15 protein-coding genes are annotated in these 19,931 nt (G+C 45.8%); 11 read left to right on the forward strand and 4 right to left on the reverse strand.

Going from position 1 to position 19,931, the window contains the following annotated elements; translation table 11 throughout:
* The first annotated feature begins 174 nt into the window (after positions 1-174).
* Genes SG35_RS17785 through SG35_RS17795 form a run of 3 tightly spaced genes read left to right on the forward strand, consistent with a single transcriptional unit; the run spans position 175 to position 3,351 of the window.
* Entirely contained in the window at positions 175-1,029 is an 855-nt protein-coding gene (locus tag SG35_RS17785) for a class I SAM-dependent methyltransferase (protein WP_053043170.1), read from the forward strand.
* A gap of 50 nt (positions 1,030-1,079) precedes the next feature.
* The gene (locus SG35_RS17790) at positions 1,080-2,567 is read left to right on the forward strand and encodes an MATE family efflux transporter (protein WP_044833918.1); all 1,488 of its coding nucleotides are present in this window, start codon (positions 1,080-1,082) and stop codon (positions 2,565-2,567) included.
* A gap of 4 nt (positions 2,568-2,571) precedes the next feature.
* Entirely contained in the window at positions 2,572-3,351 is a 780-nt protein-coding gene (locus SG35_RS17795; RefSeq protein ID WP_053043171.1) for a class I SAM-dependent methyltransferase, read from the forward strand.
* A gap of 45 nt (positions 3,352-3,396) precedes the next feature.
* Here the strand turns inward: SG35_RS17795 and SG35_RS17800 are convergent, their stop codons facing one another.
* The gene (locus tag SG35_RS17800) at positions 3,397-4,365 is read right to left on the reverse strand and encodes a threonine dehydratase (RefSeq protein WP_044833919.1); all 969 of its coding nucleotides are present in this window, start codon (positions 4,363-4,365) and stop codon (positions 3,397-3,399) included.
* 109 nt (positions 4,366-4,474) lie between these two features.
* Between SG35_RS17800 and SG35_RS17805 the strand changes: the two genes are divergently transcribed.
* Both SG35_RS17805 and SG35_RS17810 read left to right on the forward strand, forming a co-directional pair.
* Positions 4,475-5,824, forward strand: coding sequence for an aminotransferase-like domain-containing protein (locus SG35_RS17805; RefSeq protein WP_044833920.1), 1,350 nt, complete (start codon positions 4,475-4,477; stop codon positions 5,822-5,824).
* Between the two features lie 131 nt (positions 5,825-5,955).
* Positions 5,956-6,360 carry a hypothetical protein gene (locus SG35_RS17810; RefSeq protein ID WP_044833921.1) on the forward strand — a complete coding sequence of 135 codons (405 nt, stop codon included), beginning with the start codon at positions 5,956-5,958 and terminating at the stop codon, positions 6,358-6,360.
* A gap of 83 nt (positions 6,361-6,443) precedes the next feature.
* On the opposite strand, the gene SG35_RS17815 is transcribed toward SG35_RS17810, so the two are convergent.
* Together SG35_RS17815 and SG35_RS17820 are read right to left on the reverse strand one after the other, a co-directional pair.
* Complete coding sequence (locus tag SG35_RS17815; protein ID WP_044833922.1) at positions 6,444-7,133, reverse strand: hypothetical protein; 690 nt, start codon at positions 7,131-7,133, stop codon at positions 6,444-6,446.
* Positions 7,130-9,940, reverse strand: a complete 2,811-nt coding sequence (locus tag SG35_RS17820) for a tetratricopeptide repeat protein (protein WP_053043172.1) — start codon at positions 9,938-9,940, stop codon at positions 7,130-7,132. Before SG35_RS17820 ends, SG35_RS17815 begins: the two co-directional genes overlap by 4 nt.
* 303 nt (positions 9,941-10,243) lie before the next feature.
* On the opposite strand from SG35_RS17820, the gene SG35_RS17825 reads away from it, so the two are divergent.
* From SG35_RS17825 to efpL, 3 genes are all read left to right on the forward strand, one after another.
* On the forward strand, positions 10,244-10,801 hold the full coding sequence (locus SG35_RS17825; protein ID WP_044833923.1) for a pesticin C-terminus-like muramidase: 558 nt from the start codon (positions 10,244-10,246) through the stop codon (positions 10,799-10,801).
* Positions 10,798-11,463 carry a hypothetical protein gene (locus SG35_RS17830; protein ID WP_044833924.1) on the forward strand — a complete coding sequence of 222 codons (666 nt, stop codon included), beginning with the start codon at positions 10,798-10,800 and terminating at the stop codon, positions 11,461-11,463. The genes SG35_RS17825 and SG35_RS17830 overlap by 4 nt, the downstream gene beginning before the upstream one ends.
* Before the next feature lie 175 nt (positions 11,464-11,638).
* Entirely contained in the window at positions 11,639-12,214 is a 576-nt protein-coding gene (gene efpL / locus SG35_RS17835) for an elongation factor P-like protein EfpL (RefSeq protein WP_044833925.1), read from the forward strand.
* A 144-nt stretch (positions 12,215-12,358) separates the two neighbouring features.
* Here the strand turns inward: efpL and SG35_RS17840 are convergent, their stop codons facing one another.
* Positions 12,359-14,464, reverse strand: a complete 2,106-nt coding sequence (locus SG35_RS17840) for a pre-peptidase C-terminal domain-containing protein (protein ID WP_053043173.1) — start codon at positions 14,462-14,464, stop codon at positions 12,359-12,361.
* A gap of 305 nt (positions 14,465-14,769) precedes the next feature.
* Here SG35_RS17840 and SG35_RS17845 point away from each other — a divergent pair, with 305 nt between their 5' ends.
* From SG35_RS17845 to SG35_RS17855, 3 genes are all read left to right on the forward strand, one after another.
* Complete coding sequence (locus SG35_RS17845) at positions 14,770-15,972, forward strand: EAL and HDOD domain-containing protein (RefSeq protein WP_152646683.1); 1,203 nt, start codon at positions 14,770-14,772, stop codon at positions 15,970-15,972.
* Between the two features lie 368 nt (positions 15,973-16,340).
* Entirely contained in the window at positions 16,341-17,081 is a 741-nt protein-coding gene (locus tag SG35_RS17850; RefSeq protein WP_044833927.1) for a substrate-binding periplasmic protein, read from the forward strand.
* Positions 17,082-17,400: 319 nt separating this feature from the next.
* Positions 17,401-19,878, forward strand: coding sequence for a M43 family zinc metalloprotease (locus SG35_RS17855; protein ID WP_053043174.1), 2,478 nt, complete (start codon positions 17,401-17,403; stop codon positions 19,876-19,878).
* Positions 19,879-19,931: the final 53 nt, after the last annotated feature.

The following is a 19,931-nucleotide window of genomic DNA, read 5'->3' on the forward strand; positions in this document are numbered from 1 at the left end:
AGGTCATGTCACTTCATTCTCAGTAAATAAGGGCAATTTGTTACTAAAACCCGGCGAATGTTGCCGATCACATACTTTGTAACACTCCTTTTAACAAAAAGAACTTTGCCGGCGAAATAATTTTTCTCCCTGTCCGCTCCCCTTATCCATAGCCAAACAATAACGAAAAACACTATGCCGGCATTGCTCAAAAAGACCTTATCCACGACAAGTTTTATCAAAGCCTTTACCTTCACTTTTCCCCTGCTATTGCTCAGCGCCTGCAACAATCAGTCAAACAGCCCGATGAGCACAGATAAAACCACTACGCCAATTATCTCGGCCATCAACCACGACCAGCGCCCGGCCAAAGATAAACTCAGGGATGAACGCAGAAAACCCGCAGAAATCTTATCCCTGTTTGAAGTTCAACCGGGCATGACAGTGCTGGAAATCCTCGCCGGTGGCGGCTATTACACTGAGCTTTTATCCCGGATAGTGGGCCCGGGCGGACAGGTGTATATGCAAAACACCGAGAAGTATTACCAATTCCAAACAGATTTAGCGGTAAAACAGCGCCTGGAAAACAACCGCCTAAACAATGTGATCCGTTGGGACAAAGAGCTACATGCTTTAGACCTGCCCCCGGAGCAACTGGATGCGGCATTTTTAATGCTGGTTTTTCACGACTTTTTCTGGATGACTCCTTCGGTGAAGCAGGTAATCGACACCTTATACAGCAACATTAAACCCGGCGGTGTCGTTGGCTTGATAGATCATGCCGCCGTTGCCGGCAGTGGTGACAGGGATGCCGTCGACCTTAAAGGCAAGCACCGTATTGACGAGCAACTGGTGATCGAGATGTTTACCCGGGCAGGTTTTGTGTTAACCGCCGCCAGTGATGTACTGCGTAATAAAGAAGATAACAGAGATGCCGCCTTTTTCGAGGCCAGCATGCAAAACAAGGCCACCGACCGCTTTGTACTGAAATTTATCAAACCTATGGACAGTAAAAGCAATACCGCCATGGTCAGCAACAAGCAACCATAAAACAGCCTGAAATACTTAAAATAAGCAAATAACAGACGACCTATTACTTTATGGAAAAATGTAAACAACACTGGATGCTCAATACCGGGGTAAAGCAGCTGATACTGGCCATGACCTTGCCCCTGCTGCCGGCAATATTTTTACTGGTGAGTTTCGATTTATTGGAAACCTGCCTGGTGTCTAAATCAGGCACCCAGGCACTGGCGGCATTGGCCTTTAGCGCTCCACTCACCATAACCCTGGCCGCCGTGGCTATTGCCGCCAGCATCACCACCAATAACTGGATATGCAAAACCGTCAGTAGCGATAAAAGCGCGCTCAAGCACAATATCCTGGCGGCGCTGCTCGTAAACTCGGCGCTTGTACTCTTGCTCAGTGCTGTTTTTTACCTGCTCACCCCCTGGATATTTCAGCTGCTGGGAGTCGATTACGCAGCAATTCCCGCCTCTTTTCACCAGGGAGCCAAACCAGACCTTGCCCCCTGGGTTAATGAATACGCCCGGCTGCGTTTTATCGGCTGGGTCTTTCTCGCCGTTATCTGGCAAGTCAACGGTATCTTTCGCAGCCTGGGTTATGTTCATCAGGCCAGCGGGCTGTTAAGCGGCTGGATGTTGAGCAAAATGCTGATGGCCGCGGCCGTGTTTTATGATCTTATCCCGGTGAATTTAGCCGTAAGCACAGGGCAAGAGAATCCTTTGCTGGCAGTGGCCCAGTTGCATTTGCTCAGCGACGCTCTGTTTGCCTTGATATCTGTTTTCATCCTGATGCGCAGGTTTAGCATAACCTGTTATGATGTAAAGGCAATCGCCTGGTTGCACACAGTTAAACAACTTGGTGCCATCGGATTCGGCGCCTTATTTCAGCAAGGGTTAACCCCGCTCAGTATCGGCCTGTTAACCTTAATTATCGCAGGTCTTGGCGCCGATAAAGTGGCTGCTTTTGGCATAGTGATCCGCATAGAAGCCCTGGCTCTTTTGATCCCCGTGGCCTTTACCGCCTCCCTGCCGGGCCTGATTGCCACGAACTGGTGGGCGGGAGAAATAAAACGGGTCAAGGCCTTGATCAGCAATAGTTTTATTATGCTGATCCTGACCCAGTTAATTGTTGCTTTGACCTTATTTTTTGGACAAGACAATATCAGTGGCTGGCTCAGCCAGGATATCGCCGTACAAGAGGGCATCAGCTTTTACCTTACCTGGGTACCGCTGAGTTTTATCGGCAGCGCCTGTGTGATGGTAGCCATGTCCTGCTTTAATGCCATGGGTTGTAAATCCACCGCCGCCATCTTAGGTTTTAATGCCAAGATATTAATCTTGCTGCCACTGGCCCTGCTTGGCAGCCTGCTGTTTGATTTTCACGGCCTGTTTATCGGCATCAGTATCGCCAATTTTTTAATGGTGTTCATCGCCTGGCTGGCCATGATTAATTTTATCGACAAACACCAACCGTCAGACTTTTACGGCGATCAGAGCACCAACAACAACGACATTTACCCGCAAACAAACTTTAATCCCCCAACGATAAAACCGGAGAGTTAAGTCCATGAAACTAAAAAACATAGCTTTATTTCTTGCCAGTGCATCAATATTATCGGCCACCACGATTTATGCCCATACTCAACATGGACATTCCCTTGCAGACAAAAACTATGAAGCGAATTTTGCCAAGGCCCTGCAGCAGGAGTCGCGCCCCGAAGCCGACAGAAAACGTGATGCCGGACGTAAACCGCAAAAGGTCATGCAATTTGCCGGCATCAAGCCGGGCATGAAGGTACTGGACATGGTTGCCTCCGGCGGTTATTACACCGAAGTACTTTCACACCGGGTAGGGCCAACCGGACAAGTACTGGCGCATAACAATAACTTTATCCTCACCGTGCTCGATGGCCGTTTTAATAAAGAAATCACTAAGCGCCTGCATAATAACCGGCTGAAAAATGTCACCCGCTTTGAACATGAATTTGGTGACTTTAATTTAAACAATGAAATCGATGCCGCGACTATGATGCTTAACTATCACGACCTCTACGGCCAGGAAGCATCAAAACGAAAAGCGGTACTGGCAGAGTTAAAGCAGGCGTTAAAACCCGGCGGTATCTTTGTGGTGATCGATATGGAAGCTAATCCGGGCGAGCATAACCCGAAATTGCACCGCATCCAAAGCAGCATAGTCAAAAAAGAAATATTGGCGGCAGGCTTTGAACTGGAAAAAGAAGGTAACTTCTTGCGTAATCCGGATGACGACCACACCAAAATGGTGTTTGACCCCAGCATCCGCGGTAAAACCGACCGTTTTGTATTTGTATTCAAGAAACCGGCATAACCTCTATTATAAAAGCGGCTTTAAACAGCCGCTTAGCTCTCTTGCTTACATGTTAAGGCAAAAAGGGCTGGCATATTTCACCATGCGGGCAAAATCGATATTACCGCCGGTTAATATCAGGCCAACTTTTTTGCCTTTCATTTGCGGTTTTTCTTTGATTAGCGCCGCCAGCGGTGTCGCCGCCGCAGGCTCTGCCAGGTTGTGGGTTTTCTGATAATACTGGTACATGGCCGAAGCAATTTCATCATCGCTGACTTTGACGATGCGCTCTGCCCCCGCCTTGATGATATCAAATGCTGCTTGTATCGGTGAACGGGTGGCAACACCGTCGGCAATCGTATTCACGCCGTCTGTGGGGATCACCCTGCCCGCCGCAAAAGATAGCGCAAAAGTAGGCGCACCTTCAGAGACCACACCGACAATTTTTGTCTTCAAACCGAGTAAATCCCGGGTTTTGATCAAACCGCAAATCCCCGAGCCCATACCAACAGGCACATAAACCGTGTCTAAGTCCTGCACAGCAGAGAAAAATTCCAATGCATAACTGGCTACGCCCAAAACCAGTTCCCGCTCAAAGGGAGCTATTGCCTGGTAGCCGTATTCACGTTGTAATTGCAGGCTGTGCTGCCTGGCAGCTTCAAAGTCCTGGCCGAAAATAACCAGGTTAGCGCCAAATCCCTTAATGGCGCGGTTTTGATCCTCATTATTGCCTTCGGGTACCACTATGGTCACCGGCATAGCAACCTTTTGTCCGGCATAAGCCAGGCTCTGCCCGTGGTTACCCACCGTTGCCGAAATTATGCCCTGCGGCTTTTGTGCCTGGCTGTTAAGGTGATTTAACAAGGCAATACCGCCACGTACTTTAAAAGCTGTGGTCGGGGTATGGTTTTCATGCTTTACCCAGACATCACACCCTGTCTCCTGGCACAGTTGCGGCCAGTTATATTGCGGCGTAGGTAAAATATGCTGATGGACAAGTTCGGTGGATTGTTCAAGTTCTTTGAGGCTAAACATAATAGCAAACGGCCTTTTAGTTGTGTGAAATACGCTAAATCAGTTGACTTTGATGTTAGCTTGCGAAATTGTATGGCTCAATAATTATATTGTATGGCAGACAATAAAAATGTGGTCACCGGATCTCAGCCAGGAAACTGGCCCTTTATATCAACGCCTGGTATCGGCGATGGCCAAAGCCATCAGCTCGGGGGAACTGGCTGTAGGAGATAAACTGCCGCCGCAGCGCCAGCTTGCCTGGCATTTGGGGGTCAACCTCAGCACAGTCACTAAGGCTTTTCAGGAGGCCACCAAGCGCCATTTAATTTATGGCGAAGTTGGCAGAGGCACCTTTATTTTAGGGAAAAGCACAGAGGCCGCCCTGTTTGAACTCAAACAAACCAAACAAAATCAACTCATCGACCTCAGCACCCATGTACCTGCGGTGAATCCATCAGATAACGGCCTTGATACAACCTTAACGGCAATGCTAAACCGTGAAGCCGGTGTCAGTGAATTGCTTAATTACCACAGCCCGCAAGCTTTACAGGAAATGAAAATTGCTGCAGCAAACTGGCTGGCAGAGTTTGACTATCACATTTCCCCGACCGCTTGTATCACCACTACCAGCGCACAAAATGCTTTGTTGATCACCTTGTTAACTTGTTGTGATAAAGGCGATACCGTGTTGGTGGATGAACTGACCTTTCCCGGTATTAAGGCGGTGGCCCGGGTATTGGGGTTAAAGCTCTACGGTATAAAAATGGATAGTCAGGGCATGCAGCCCTCCTCGCTGGATCTCGCCATCAGAACCACCAAAGCCAAAGTATTGGTATCTGATCCCACCTTACAAAACCCTACAGGAAGTAGCATGGGTGAGGCGCGTAAAAAGGCTTTTGTTGAAGTCATCATGAGCCACGATATTTTGTTTATTGAAGAATTCGTGGTCGGTGCCCTGGCTGGAACTGCACCGGTATCTGAGTCAATAAAAAGTCACTCGGTACTCATCACCAGCTTTGCCAAAACCGTTGCCCCGGGAATACGTTTTGCCATCCTTGCAGGTGAGCATGACATCATCAAACAAATGGATAACGAATCCCATGTGACCAGCTGGCAACTGAGTCCGTTAATGGCCGAGATTGCCAAACAGTGGATTAATGACGGCACAGCACGTAAGCGGCTTCACTGGCAGCAACAGGAAATTAAGCAAAGGTATCAGCTTTTTAACCAGGTTTTTGCCAAAAGCTTGTGCCTTATCGAGCAAAACTGCAGCTCCCATATCTGGCTGCCGGTACCGATTGATGCCGATGTTTTTGCGCAAAGCTGCCAACAGCAAGGTGTTGCCGTAGTACCCGCCTCACTCTTTGCGGTAGGCCATCAATTCCCGCAATGTATCCGTGTCAGCCTGACCGCAGCCAAAAACCGGCAGCAGTTAAAAGCAGGATTGGAGTTGATTAGGACATTAATCAACTCTTATTAATATAAAAAACAAAAACGAACAATTAATTTGATGACTCACATTTTGGCTGTGATAGAGTGAAATGAATCCATGAGCATGGCTAAAGCAGTTAACGATTAAAAACAATAGACTAAGGTTATTCCCGAAAAATTATGATTAAAGTTCTCATCCCCCTGTTAGCCATATTTTCATTTGCCAGCCTGGCAAGCGGCACCGAAGCCTTAACGGTTGACCGCTCGCTGTCGAATCAGTTGCACTTGTCTTTTCCCAACGACCGGGATATCAAACCGAAAGAAAGTGACTTTAAAATCATCAACTATGTGCTGATGAGCAACGAACGGGGAGAGCGCTGGAGCGTGATCACCCTGACCAATACCTCATCCGGCAACCGCATGCTGGAGCAGCATCACCTGATGGCTTTGTTCGCCGATGGCAAGCGCCGTAGCCCGCTGGAATACAAGTTACATTTTGAGGGGAATGAGACCCAGTCGATTACCGTCTCTTTTGGTGAAAGCAAATTTCCTATTTTGAGTTTGTATTCCAGCCAAGACTTGTGACTTAGTCATTAAAATTATTTATATAATAATAAAATAGACTAAAGTTCACAACTTCCCCTTTACTGCTTCTATTATCCATAAATTTATACTTGCGAGAGGGGTAGAACCGGAAAAGCATCACGTCCAATTCTTGATAGCCTAAAATCCCACAGTTTGTATTTTTCGCAAAACTGGTACATAAATTCTCTTGCTTCATGGTGTGTAGGTGCACCAGAAGAGCTGCTTCCATTAATTTGCTTTAAATCGCTTCTATACTCATTGTATTTTTCTATTACTTCTAACGTAGAAATTGGATTAGAAAAATGCTCAGGAACCACCCCCCTAAGCCAATCAAAAAGGTGTTGCAACAAAGTACTATCATCATTCTTATGACAATCAAAATCTAAGCCTGCGAGATCAGAGGCATACTCTTTATATTCATTTTGAGATGAAACAAAAAAAGTGCATTTATGCTCCCTCCTCTGTGTTGACAAAGAACGAAAAAGAGCCATACCCGATTCTATAGGCATATTCATACGAGAAAAATTCATCGCTCCTTCTCCTCTCGAATAGGAGAGATCATGAACAGAATACTCACAATTATTAATTGCATTGACCAACATATTCAACCTTGGCTGATCTGGTATGATAAAGTCTTTCGCACAAACAGGAATCAAACCTGCAGCAACAACCCCAAACTGCATTGCAGTTGCTAATGGTAGGTAAGAATCATCGTAAGGAAAGTTCAAAAAGACTTGGTATTTACTAAATTGACTAAGATCTCGTTGTTTCATGGACGTTCCTTGATATTACTGCCACCATGACGACTTGATTGCGAACCCTTAGCAGAAATTTCTGAACCCTGTCCATCCTTGAGTATTTGTCTCATAAAAACCTGTTTTCTTGTGCTGTAATCACCATGCCCAGGCACTTTTAAAATAGCTCGTGCCTTTTGATACATTCCTTCGGCTTGTTTAAGATCACTTCGAGTACTATATAGGTAACCAAGGTTATTATAGATATTTACTATGGCCTCTTTTCGGCCAAGTTCCTCTTCAATGAGCAATGCTTTTAGATACATCTTTTCAGCGTACTCAGAATCACCTCGGGCGTTATGTAGGACTCCAAGATTCCCATATGCATCCGCAATGCCCTCTTTATTAACTAGTTCCTCATTTATAACCAATGCATTTTGATACATGTTTTCAGCCATATCAAAACTTCCTTTAGCCATAAATAAACTACCTAGTTTTCCGTAAGCACTTGCCATCCCATCCTTGTTTCCATGCTTCTCATTGAAAGATAATAACTTTTGGTAAGTCTCTTCCGCACGCTCAAGATCTTCTCTAGTCTGATATAAAGTCCCGAGCTTTCCATAAGCATGCGTAACACTATCTTGGTCGTTTAACCTCAAAGCAAAAGATAATGCTTTTTGATACATTACTTCTGCATGAGCAAGATCGCCTTTCATACTATACAAAGTCCCAAGATTCCAATAAGTATTTGCAATCCCATCTTTGTTACCAAGCGCTTCATTAATAAAAAATGACTTCTGAAACATCTCTTCAGCACGTTCAAGTTCATTTCGCGTTTGATACAAGACACCAAGATTACCATAGTCACTTGCCATGCTCTCTTGACGCCCTAGTACTTTATTGATGGCTAGAGACTTTAGATACATTTCCTCTGAGCGTTCAAGTTCACCCCGCATCTCATATAGATTGCCAATATTACCATATTGATTTGCCATCCCCTCTTTACGACCCAGAGCCTCTTCAATGGCTAAGGATTTGAGATACATATCTTCGGCACGTTCTAGCTCCCCTCTTGTTTTATACAAAATCCCAAGATTACCGTAATCACTTGCCATCCCTTCCTTTCGCCCCAACACTTCTTCTATGGCTAAAGATTTCAGGTACATCTCTTCAGCTCGCTCCGGTTCTCCTTTTGTGCTATATAGAATTCCGAGGTTACCATATTGGTTTGCCATACCTTCCCTGCGCCCCAGTACCTTTTCAATGTCTAAAGCTTTTAGATACATGTCTTCGGCCCGCGCCAGTTCTCCTTTTGTGCTATACAGGATTCCGAGGTTACCATATTGATTTGCCATACCTTCCCTGCGCCCCAGCACTTCTTCAATGGCTAAAGCTTTCAGATACATGTCTTCGGCCCGCGACAGTTCTCCTTTTGTGCTATACAGGATTCCGAGGTTACCATGCTGGTTTGCCATACCTTCCCTGCGCCCCAGAACTTCTTCAATGGCTAAAGCTTTCAGGTACATGTCTTCGGCCCGCGCCAGTTCTCCTTTTGTGCTATACAGGATTCCGAGGTTACCATATTGGTTTGCCATACCTTCCTTGCGCCCCAGCATTTCTTCAATGGCTAAAGCTTTCAGGTACATGTCTTCGGCTCGCGCTAGTTCTCCTTTTGTACTATACAGGATTCCGAGATTGCCATATTGATTGGCTATACCTTCCTTTCGTTCCACCGCTTCATTGATGGCTAAAGCTTTCAGGTACATGTCTTCGGCCCGCGCTAGTTCTCCTTTTGTATGATACAGATTACCGAGGTTGCCAAATTGATTTGCCATTTCTTCTTTGCACACTAATGCTTCATTGATGGCTAAAGATTTCAGGTACATATCTTCGGCTCGTGCCAGCTCTCCTTTTGTGCGATACAAAAATCCGAGGTTGCCATAAGCAGCGGCTGTCTCGGCGGATTTTTCCTCCGGACCGCTAATCGTTAGCCTCTTTTCCGCCGCTGAAAAGGCGGCATCGAAGTCGCCGGTACGCAGATAAAATTCATAGGCAAGAGACAATATCCTTAGCTCCCCTGTTTCCGCCACCAACTCGGCAAATTTTTGCCTTGCATGCTCAATTTGCCCCACTTTCGCCAGACGGGCGGCATCATCAGCAATATCTAGCTGCATCATTTCAAGCTTCCACAAAGCGGCCTGCTCGGCATTCCGGGCTAGGTCGGCTTCCGCTATTTTTTGCTTTGCCAGCTCCCTGGCCAGCTCCACTTCCGACAAAGCCGCCAGAGGCAAGACCACCAGCTCTTTTTCCGGCTCGGGTTCCGATAACTCATTTTTGGCATAGGCACGCAGGTGGCGATCGATTTCAGCGACAAATGAGTTTTCATCGTCGAAATAGTGATACAGCACTTGCCGGGTATCTTCCAATTGCTTTCTAAAGTCCATCACTTTTTTCAGCTGTGGACCAGCATCGCCCTCGGATTCGGCATCAACGCGTTTAAAAAACACAAATATTTCCGGTTTCTTACCTTTTCGCCAACGACCAAAGGCACGATGAAACTCTTCTTCTGTATAGGAAGAATAAGGGCTGGCATCCGGTGCCGCCAGCCCCCAACGCCGGTACATTACCAGGATAAAAACATCGCATTGATCTATGTACTCATTGATTACCGCCTGATTGCGCCGTCCTGTTGATGCCAAGGAATCTTCCCAGCCCAAAGACATAAATTCGACACCGGCACCATCGCCAAAACCGGCATTCAGCTCATTTATGGTATTTTTAAACAATTGACGTTCATTGGCGACATCGCCCGGTGAAGCAATAAAAACAGAGATTTGTTTTTTCATATAAATTCCATTTAGGCCGCGTTAACCACTTTCAGTGGCAAGAGGAGACAGCAGCAAAGATAATCTACTGATAATAAATGGTAAATAAAAAACTGTGAACTATTTTATTTAAACTCTTGTTATATACCCGCTTTAATACCCAGATAGCTAAAACTCCCCAATCACTGCCTGATTGATACTCCCTGATGACATTATTTCTTTTGCTTAGCTGGGCTTGCTTTTTTCTAATCATTGCCATTAAATACAAGGACAATATTTAGTCAGTTAACCAAGCCTTTTGCAAACAGTAATAAGGACATTACTATGCCGGAAAAAATCGACTACCAGTTTTTGAGTGAGCTTGAAGGGGGTAGCAAAACCCGAGGGTATGTACCTGCCGCCTCAGTAAGTAAAAGTGGTGTTACCATTGCGACCGGATTTGATCTGGGTCAACGTAATGAAGACGATCTAAAGTCATTAAAACTAGAAGCTCCTCTGATAACGCAATTAAACCCCTATCTAGGCATTCAAGGCAAAGACGCTCAAGAGTTACTGAAAAAGTCTCCTTTAACCATCAGTTCGGCTCAGGCAGAGAAAATCGATAAAGCAGTAAAAAATGAACATATCAAGCTGTTAAAGTTTAAATATGATACCAGCCCAGGCAATAAAAAGAAGTTCATCGACTTACCGGAGCAAGCACAAACCGTTATAACATCGGTATCTTTCCAATATGGTACGGGATTAAAGACCAGGACACCGAAATTTTGGCAAGCGGTTACCAGCCAGAACTGGACAGAGGCTATTAAATTGCTCAAGTCCTTTGGCGATGTCTACCCCACCAGAAGAAAAAAAGAAGCAACTTTGCTGGAGAAAATTAAGTGAGCATACGCACAATTATTTTACTACCTGCTTTAACGCTGCTTTTTTCATGTGCGACTAACGAAGAAGCCCTTCCCTACATTGAAAATAAACAACTAGTAGAAGCTTATAAGCACCTTGCCTCGAGTTTAAGCCAGACACGTAAGCCGCTTTTATATCAAGGCGGCCACCAGGCAACAAATTGCCGAGATTATATCAAGCTGGCAACAAAACATAACCTGGATGAAACTCTTTATAACCAAACAGTTAAGTCTGAATATCTTGTTTGTGACGCACTAGATATTTTATCCCGATCCGGTGGCGTTTCCCCCGTGCCTACGGATGTATCTACCGTGGGCGAGCAATTACTTACTCAATTAGACTTAAGATCATTTCCCTCGTCTCTTTACCGGGCAAGCAGCGAGCATAGTCATACCTTAAAATCCCTGTATCCGGGGAAAACCTCAGCAAGTGGAACGATTGCCAGCTTTAACAGTAAAGACTGGAGTTTTACCCTGGAAGTCGTTGCCATCACCAGGGTCAATAATAATGAATTCCCTGACTGGATAGTCTGGGTTTTAGATGAAGCTAAAACAGGTAATTATCGGGGTTATAGCACTTTAATTATCTATGATCCAAACACTCAGCAAAGCATGAAAGGGAGTCTCTATCCAAAAATATTGTAAAAGAGAAACCTCCTTCAAATACGCTTGCCAGCAAGGCTTATTCCAAATAATTGTTTTCTGTCTTGCGCAAGATTAAAAAACCAAAAAGAAATGAATGCCAGCCCAGTTAAGCACTTGCATAAAATCCCCGACATGGTATTTTCCTCCCACAATAATTTTTAGGAAGAATTTTCTCATGCCAAAGGCGAGTGAAGTTAAAAAGAATACCGCTATCGAATACAACAACAGTGTTTATATTATCCGCGATATCGAGCGCTCTGTACCCCAGGGACGCGCCGGTGGCAGCTTATACCGCATGCGTATGTACGATGTGGTGACCGGTGCAAAAGTAGACCATACCTTTAAAGACAGCGAAATGCTGACTTTGGCCGATTTAATCCGTCGCCAGGCCATGTTTTCTTACCTCGACGGTGATGAGCTGGTATTTATGGACAATGAAGACTACACCCCTTATAACCTCAATAAAGAAAGCATCGCCGATGAAGTGATGTTTATTGATGAGAACACCCAGGGTATCCAGGTGATTTTAGTAGACGGCTCACCGGCAGGCCTTGATTTACCGTCAAGCGTTGATCTGGAAGTGGTTGAAACTGACCCGTCTATTAAAGGCGCTTCGGCGACTTCCCGTACTAAACCGGCCACTTTATCTACCGGTTTGATCATCCAGGTACCTGAATACATTTCTACCGGCGACAAGGTAAAAGTTAACACCGCCGAGCAAAAATACATGAGCCGCGCCGACGCTAAATAATTCAGCATCAAGCTAACCAAACTAAAAAGCTGACGACCATTTTCGACCGTCAGCTTTTATTGCTATTTGTTCACACGCATACTGCTAAGTCATCATTACTAATCACGCTTTCCTTCAAAAAACGCCAACAAGTAAAACCGCACCTTAATTAACATCCAAAGTGACACCGCTAAAAGCCTGGTACGCCCTGATGCCAATATGTATGGTTTCACTACCGTTAAGATCAACTGTGCAGGTCTCGTTATTGCCGTCTGAATAAGGCCGGCAAATATAATCGCCTGTGGTCGGCTGACTTCCTTTTTGGATATACAAGTCGGCATCACCTGTGCCGCCGGAAATCGTGACATTTATCTGGTTAACACCGCCGGGAGGCTGATATTCATCATATATCCAGTTTCCCTGGGCTGCCGAGAGATCTGTTTTAGGAAATTCATCGGGAACATCGGTACTGACCGTGGCAACAATACTGACATTATCAAATGCCGCATAGCCAATCACTTTAATGTGTACCCGCCCTGCACTGGTCATCCGCAAAGTACAAGACTCATTATTCCCGCTCAGGTACGGACGACAATCATAATCGTTTTTGCTCGGTGCGCTGCCGCTTTTCACATAAAGATCGGCATCGCCGCTACCGCCACTGATATTAATGAGTACATTGTTATTACCGGCGGGAACATCAATAAAATAGTCGAGTTCGTCGTTTGCGGCGGCGGTTAAACCGTTAACCGGCACACCTGACTGTAGCTCACCCGGCTGGCCATCAGAAACATTCACACTGATATTGCTTTGCGTCTGATTACCGACATCATCTGTCACCTGTAGTGATACGCTATAGTTGCCGGTTGCAGCAAAGGTATGTTGCATAGTGGCAGCAGTTGATACCGCAACATCGTCCACTAACCAGCTGTAACCCACAATAGAGCCGTCAACATCAACAGAGCCAGTACCGTCAAAGTCACAGACTAATGCATCACAGCTGTAGTTGATAACGGCCACCGGCGGCTGGTTACCGCCGCTGTTATTATCGCCAAGCGGCGGCACATCGTTAAAGTAGCTGGAAACTTGCGGCCAGATTTGATCAACCCTTACCCCCTGATTTTCACAGCCGCCAAAGTGATGCAAGGCAATCACCTTATTGCTGGCCGCGGCAATGACCGGTGAGCCGGAAGAGCCGCCGATAGTGTCACAAAAATAACCGGTATCTGTGCCCGCGCCCCGGCCGTTGGCAGTGGCAAGATCTATTTCACACAAACCGCTGGCATTGGAATCACTTTCTATCGCCAGCTCTTTCGGGTTACCCGAACCGTGCTGGGCAATATAAATACGCTCCGATAAGTTCGGCGTTCTCACATCCAACCCGAAGTTACCGAAACCGCTAATGCTGTTAAAATCATTCACGGAAAACAGGGTATAATCGAGCTCATAGTCGCTTTTAAGCAAGGTATTACCGGTCACTTTTACCGTACCGGCATAATCTGAGCCGCCACAACTTGTTTTCTGGTAATTAAACCAGACTTCGGTATTGCTCAGTACACTCTGGTTCTCGACACAGTGCTCGTTGGTAAACATCAGGTTGTCTTCGCCGACACGCCAGCCGGTACATAAACCGCTGCCTGACATCAGCAAACGGGCCACCGGACGGGTGCGCTCATACTCTACCGGGTTTGAACCGGCCCAGCAGGCGACATCCCGGCGCTCGTTCACGCCACAGGTAGATTCAATACCAATATCCCCGGATGAACTTTGCTCGCCAAAATAATTGATATCATCGCTATTAAGCCCGGCATTAAAGCGGTCAATGTTGATTTGATGGTGTGCCTGCCATTTACTGCCCGGCGCTAAGGTCAAAGTCACCAGTGCGGTATCGCCAAAAACCGACATCGCGGAAAACTGGTTAACACCGTTTTCTACAGCGCTGTCATAAGTGGCCTGGTTTCTGGCAACACCGTCATAGACGTAACGCTCTTTACCGGCAACGTCGGTCACCGCCACCGAAGCACCGGCGGGGATATTAAAGTGGCTAAAATGCACTTTAATAAACTCGGCCCCGGCTTTTTGAATTTTGATCTGATATTCGCGGCCACTGCCATCGGCAAGGCTCAGTGATTTCTGAGGCGACAAAGCAAATTTTTGCTCAACCGTCTCTGCTATAATTGCCACAGGTGCGGCGGTCTTTTTCACCGTATCGGCATATGCCGCCAGGCTGACGCCACTAAAAACCAGTAAAGCTAAAACATATTTATACATAGTCAAATCATCCTTTTTGACTCGGGTGGGTTAACAGACATATGTAATGCCTGAGTTATATTTTCGTTAAAGAATTACTTCAATTTAAGCTTGGTCTATAAATCGCTTTTTTATTAGCCAACTAGAAGCAATTTTCAGCCAAGTTATCAATTAAACGTCATCTTCCACATCGCAATAAAAATCGACTTAACGGAGGCATTATTGATTTAACGGAAAAATCCGGTTCTGCAGCTATTACCGCTTTCCCACAAAAGCAGCTAATATTAATTTTTTAGGGTATGTAACATTCAGGAAAAGGGACTATCGTGAATATTAGTATGCTTGCCAGGCAACCCATCTACAATCATGACAATCAATTGTTTGCTTTTGAGTTATTATATCGAAGCGGCAATAATCAAAGCGCCCAGGTAACCAATGATTTTGAGGCAACATCCAAGCTGCTTGCCAACTTGTGTATGAATTCCCTGGATGAAGAAATATCGGCTAACCGCCCGATATTTATCAACGTAGATTTAGCCTTTCTCACTTCCGAGAGTTTTTTTTCCGTCCCGCCGCCCAATGTAGTATTCGAAATTTTAGAAACGGTTCAAATCAGCGAATTCAGCATCAACTGCATCAGAAAATTAAAGCAAAGAGGCTTCACCTTTGCCCTGGATGATTTTGAATTAAATGGCCAGCACTCAAAACTTTTTCCCTATATCTCTTACCTGAAAATAGACGTGCAGGCAGAATCCCTCGATGATGTTGAGCAGTATCTGAGCCACCTTAACGGCCATAATTTCACCCTGCTCGCCGAAAAACTCGAAGATGAAGACTGCTTTAACCGCTGCCAGCAAATGGGATTTGAACTGTTCCAGGGCTATTACCTGGAACGCCCGAAAATCATCACCGGCAACAAAGTAACCGCCAACAAAAAAGTGGCTTTACAGTTGATTTCTGAGCTGAGCCGTGAAGACATTGATAACGACAAAATCGCCGAGCTTATTGCTACTGATCCGCGGTTAACCTTTAAATTATTAAAAATTGTCAACTGCCCCCTATATCCGTTTAAACGGGAAATCCAAAATATCCATGAAGCCGTGGTGATGCTGGGAGTCGATATCATCAAACAGTGGGCACAAATCCTCACCCTGGTATCGGAATCAGAGCAGCCGATTGAACTGTTCCGTACCTTATTGGTGCGTGCAAAAACCTGTGAGTTATACAGCAAGTCCATTAAACACACCAATGCCAAAGACGCTTTTACCATCGGCTTGTTTTCAGGGCTTGGTGCAGTATTAAACACTAAACTTGAAACGATTTTAAAAGAAATACAGCTGGCCGCTCATGTGAAGGCGGCTTTGCTTGATCACGACAACGGTGAGCACAATGTATTATTACTCGTAAAAGCTTATGAGAAAAATATTGCCCTCAAACCGACATTATCACAAGATCAACAGCAAGATTTAGTAAAACACTACTGGCAAGCAGTCAAATGGACCGATACTATCATGACATTAATAACCTGACCGATAAAACCTGTGGCAGCTTCAACTAAAGAGGGCTGATACCGCTATTCATCCCCCTTAAGACAGGCTTTAGCTTAGGAGCCTTTACTTTGAAATGACATCAAATTATGCCAACAGAGTTAAAGTTATGGTTCAGCTAGCAACAATTTCCTGCAGTAGTTTAGGTTATCCAATTAATTCAAAGCCTTATTACAAAGCCAATATTGCTTCACATCATCATTTAGCGATTAAAAATAACAATCACTGTTTTCCCCAAAAGCATAACCCAAAAACCTAAATCCTTCCTTGCCCTGGCGATTATTAGGCTCAAAGGCTTAACCATGCTAGTATACCGACTCAAGTAGCAATTCAAGTAGCCGTATTTTAGTATGTATAAGCTGTATTATTTACTTGGTTTTTTACTGGTTTTTAATGTACCGGCCCAAACCCCCGTTAGCGCCAGCTACGAGTTCGCCTCAATTGAATATCTCTCAGAGCAGGAACTTGGCCGTATCGTACTTCCGCAAATTTATAAAAACCTGGGCATAGATATCAACATCATCCCCTTCCCCGCCAATCGCGCCCAGTACGTTGCATCATCAGGCAAAAAAGATGGCGAAATTATGCGAATATGGACCTACGGGGATGAAAACAGCACCACCATCAGAGTGCCCACCCCTTATTATTATCTGGAAACCATGCCGTTTGTGTTAAAACAACAGCAGATCACTATCAGGCATATACAAGACCTGAAAAACTATAAACTGGTCAAAGTCAGGGGTGTTAAACATACCAATAATATTACCGCAGGGCTGAGCCAGGTTTATGAAGTAAACAGCACAGAAGCCATGTTCAAATTGCTAAGAAGCGGTAAGATCGATGTCGCCTTAACCAACACCCTTGACGGTAATTTGGTACTCAAGAGATTGGGATATAAAGACATTATTGCCATGGAAAAGCCGTTAGCCGTCTTACCGCTTTATCACTATATCTATCAAAAGCATCAAGCTTTAGTCCCGGTCATAGATCAAGAAATCAAACGTCTTAAAAATAACGGTGATCTACAGCAGCTGATTGAAAAAGCAGAAAAGCAGATAATCCAGAACAATGGCTTATATGTTACACCTTAATCACACCCGTTCATGCTTCCTGGCATCAAACTCCTCCCTAAACACTTATCGATAAGCCAGCAATACTTTTAAGCCGGCCAAACGAACAAGAAAATATTAAATCATTATTATTCAATGCATTGGCTAATTTACATTCACTTTTATGTTGTATTGATTAAATTTTATATAAATATATTGTATGCAGTATATTATTTTCCTGCTAAATTCTAAAAGCTAGGTTTATCAACTTGCCAGCTTACCCGTATCCATTAGTTGCCAAGCCCCCAATGTTAAACCCGGTTTTAGGACAAAAAAACAATAAAGATAAAAGGAAGATAACATGTCTAACAAAATAATATCCGGACTCTCCCTGAGCCTGCTGTGCTGCAGCGCCTGGGCGGGTGCCTCACTGAAAACCACGCCACTGCCCGCAGATTTAGCCTTTCTAAATCAGACTATTAACAATCAGACAACTAATACAAATAAAGCAAGCGGGCAAATTTGCGGTACCGACAATAACAATCAAAGCTGGCAGCAAATCCAGCGGGAAAACCGCCGCTTTCTCGCCGACAGCAAAAGCAGCAGCAATGAAATATTAAACCAGCTACAACAAACCCAAGTCGCGGCCACTGAAAACAGCCAGGCCGTTGACGGGCGTTATTACGTCCCGGTTGTGTTTCACATTTATGGCCGGCAATTTAATTGCGATAACGGCGGCGACTGCTTAACGGATGAGAAAATCATTGATGCTCTCAATAAAACCAACGAAGATTTTCTCGGCCTCAACACCCAGGACGGCCCTATAGCCGCAGAATTTCAAGCGATCCGGGAAAACCTCAATATTGAATTTGTGCTGGCGCAAAAAGACCCTTCAGGACAGGCTTCAACCGGTATTGTCCGCTACAATCGCGAGCAAAAGGGTTATGGCAACGGCTCCAGCCATAACAGCGAAATCGCCGCTGACGCCTGGGATAATTTCAAATATATGAATGTCTATATTATGAATGATCTCTATGACGACGGCAGCACCAATAATTCAGGTGTCGCCTGGTATCCCCAGGTTTCCATGTCGGAAAGCAATACCGCCCGGGTGGTATACAACGGCGCTTATCTGGGCACCAATACCAATGAAAACTTCCGCTCGGTGCTCACCCACGAGTTCGGCCATTTCCTCAACCTTCCTCACACCTTTGAAGACGGCTGTAGCGTACACCAGGCAGGTTTTTGCGAAGTCACAGGTGATCGCGCCTGTGATACCCCGCAAATGGGCAGCTCGGATATGGCAGACAATCATCTGAACTGCATGGGGCAACCCACCAATACCGAAAACTTTATGCATTACACCGACAACTACGCCATGTTTACCGCCGAGCAAACCAAGCGTATGACCGCCGCCTTGCACGGCCCTGCCCGGGCGAGTTTATGGAGCAACAGTAACTTGATCGCCACCGGTTTATCCCAATACACCAGTGACGCAGATCACCCCTGGGATGGCTCGGGTACCGACTTGATCCCCTCAGGCAGCGCCATAGTCGATATCAGCGGCATTTCTGCCAACAAGGGAGAAGTAGAGACCTTCACTGCCGACATTCCAAGCGGCACCCAGGCGGTGGCTTTTTACCTGGACAACTTTGGCGATAAAGACCCGGATCTGTATGTCTCCAAAGGCAGTGAACCGCAAAAAAATGGCGATACCTGGGTAGCAGATCACATCTCGTTTAAAAGCCCGGGCACTGCCGAACTCATCACTCTCTCCAGTCCTTCTGCCAGCGATACCTATTATGCCGCGGTAGATGCATATTCCGAGTACAGCAATGCCAGGTTAAGGGTATTGGGCACCACAGATCCAAGCCTTTGCGATACTTGTCGCCGTGAGTTTTTACACGACGAACAAAACCTGCAATCCGCTAAAGGCGCAACACCGAAAGAATACCAATTCAATGTGCCAAATAACGCCAGCAAAACCCTGGTGGTGATCCCCGGCGGGTATAGCGGAGATCCCGACATTTACGTGCGTAAAGGACAAAAACCCACCAATGATAATTACGATTGCCGGCCTTTTAGCGCCCCTAAAATGGCGGAATATTGTGAAATCAGCGGCGGCGGCACAGTCCATGTCATGATTGACCCTTTCCTCGAATACTCAGAGGTTAACCTGCAGGTTTATTATGAAACCAATGACCAGGCAGGCCAAAGCCCCATCGCCCAAGCCAACGGCGACTATTCGGGCGTACAGGAACAGGCCGTCAGCTTTAGCAGTGCAGGCAGCAATGATCCCGACGGCAACATTGTCAGCTACCACTGGCAGTTTGGCGACGGGATGAGCAGCAACGATGCTGATCCCGTGCATACTTACACCAGCAGCGGTGAATTTACTGCCACCCTGACCGTTACCGATAATGACGGTCTTGAAGCGACAGATAGCGCCACAGTTACCATCAGCGGCCAGTCTTTACCGCTGGAAAGTGTCTGCGAAACCCAGGCAGCCATCACAGGCGGACGTTTAACCTCGGGTAAGGCCGAATGTTTAGGGACAAGTCAAAATATTTGGCTGAGCCTGGGGGATGTCAGCGGCCACCAGAGCCTGGCCGTCACCATCGCCCACGGCCAGGGCAACCTGGATTTATATTACCGCCACGGCGGCTGGCCTTCAGGCAGCAGCTATGACGCCTCTTCGGAAAATGCCGGTAACAGTGAGTGCATCTATATTGCCGATCTCAGTCAGATCAGCAGCTATTGGGGTTATTTCCAAGTGAAAAACTCCACCGGCGGCGCCACTATGTTAGCTGAATTTGATACCGACGGCTGTCGCCGGTAATAGATTTTTTGAGCAAAACGGTCCGGTAACAGGACCGTTTTTACCTGGCATAA

This window comes from Thalassomonas actiniarum (assembly GCF_000948975.2).
In the GTDB taxonomy this organism is placed as follows: Bacteria; Pseudomonadota; Gammaproteobacteria; order Enterobacterales; family Alteromonadaceae; genus Thalassomonas; species Thalassomonas actiniarum.

What these genes read in the sequence shown, in the direction of transcription:
- SG35_RS17850 (WP_044833927.1), top strand. Translation starts at nt 16,341, where the DNA reads ATGTATAAGCTGTATTATTTACTTGGTTTTTTACTGGTTTTTAATGTA.
- SG35_RS17785 (WP_053043170.1), top strand. Translation starts at nt 175, where the DNA reads ATGCCGGCATTGCTCAAAAAGACCTTATCCACGACAAGTTTTATCAAA.
- SG35_RS17795 (WP_053043171.1), top strand. Translation starts at nt 2,572, where the DNA reads ATGAAACTAAAAAACATAGCTTTATTTCTTGCCAGTGCATCAATATTA.
- SG35_RS17820 (WP_053043172.1), bottom strand. Translation starts at nt 9,940, where the DNA reads ATGAAAAAACAAATCTCTGTTTTTATTGCTTCACCGGGCGATGTCGCC.
- SG35_RS17815 (WP_044833922.1), bottom strand. Translation starts at nt 7,133, where the DNA reads ATGAAACAACGAGATCTTAGTCAATTTAGTAAATACCAAGTCTTTTTG.
- SG35_RS17810 (WP_044833921.1), top strand. Translation starts at nt 5,956, where the DNA reads ATGATTAAAGTTCTCATCCCCCTGTTAGCCATATTTTCATTTGCCAGC.
- SG35_RS17790 (WP_044833918.1), top strand. Translation starts at nt 1,080, where the DNA reads ATGGAAAAATGTAAACAACACTGGATGCTCAATACCGGGGTAAAGCAG.
- efpL (WP_044833925.1), top strand. Translation starts at nt 11,639, where the DNA reads ATGCCAAAGGCGAGTGAAGTTAAAAAGAATACCGCTATCGAATACAAC.
- SG35_RS17825 (WP_044833923.1), top strand. Translation starts at nt 10,244, where the DNA reads ATGCCGGAAAAAATCGACTACCAGTTTTTGAGTGAGCTTGAAGGGGGT.
- SG35_RS17800 (WP_044833919.1), bottom strand. Translation starts at nt 4,365, where the DNA reads ATGTTTAGCCTCAAAGAACTTGAACAATCCACCGAACTTGTCCATCAG.
- SG35_RS17840 (WP_053043173.1), bottom strand. Translation starts at nt 14,464, where the DNA reads ATGTATAAATATGTTTTAGCTTTACTGGTTTTTAGTGGCGTCAGCCTG.
- SG35_RS17855 (WP_053043174.1), top strand. Translation starts at nt 17,401, where the DNA reads ATGTCTAACAAAATAATATCCGGACTCTCCCTGAGCCTGCTGTGCTGC.
- SG35_RS17805 (WP_044833920.1), top strand. Translation starts at nt 4,475, where the DNA reads ATGTGGTCACCGGATCTCAGCCAGGAAACTGGCCCTTTATATCAACGC.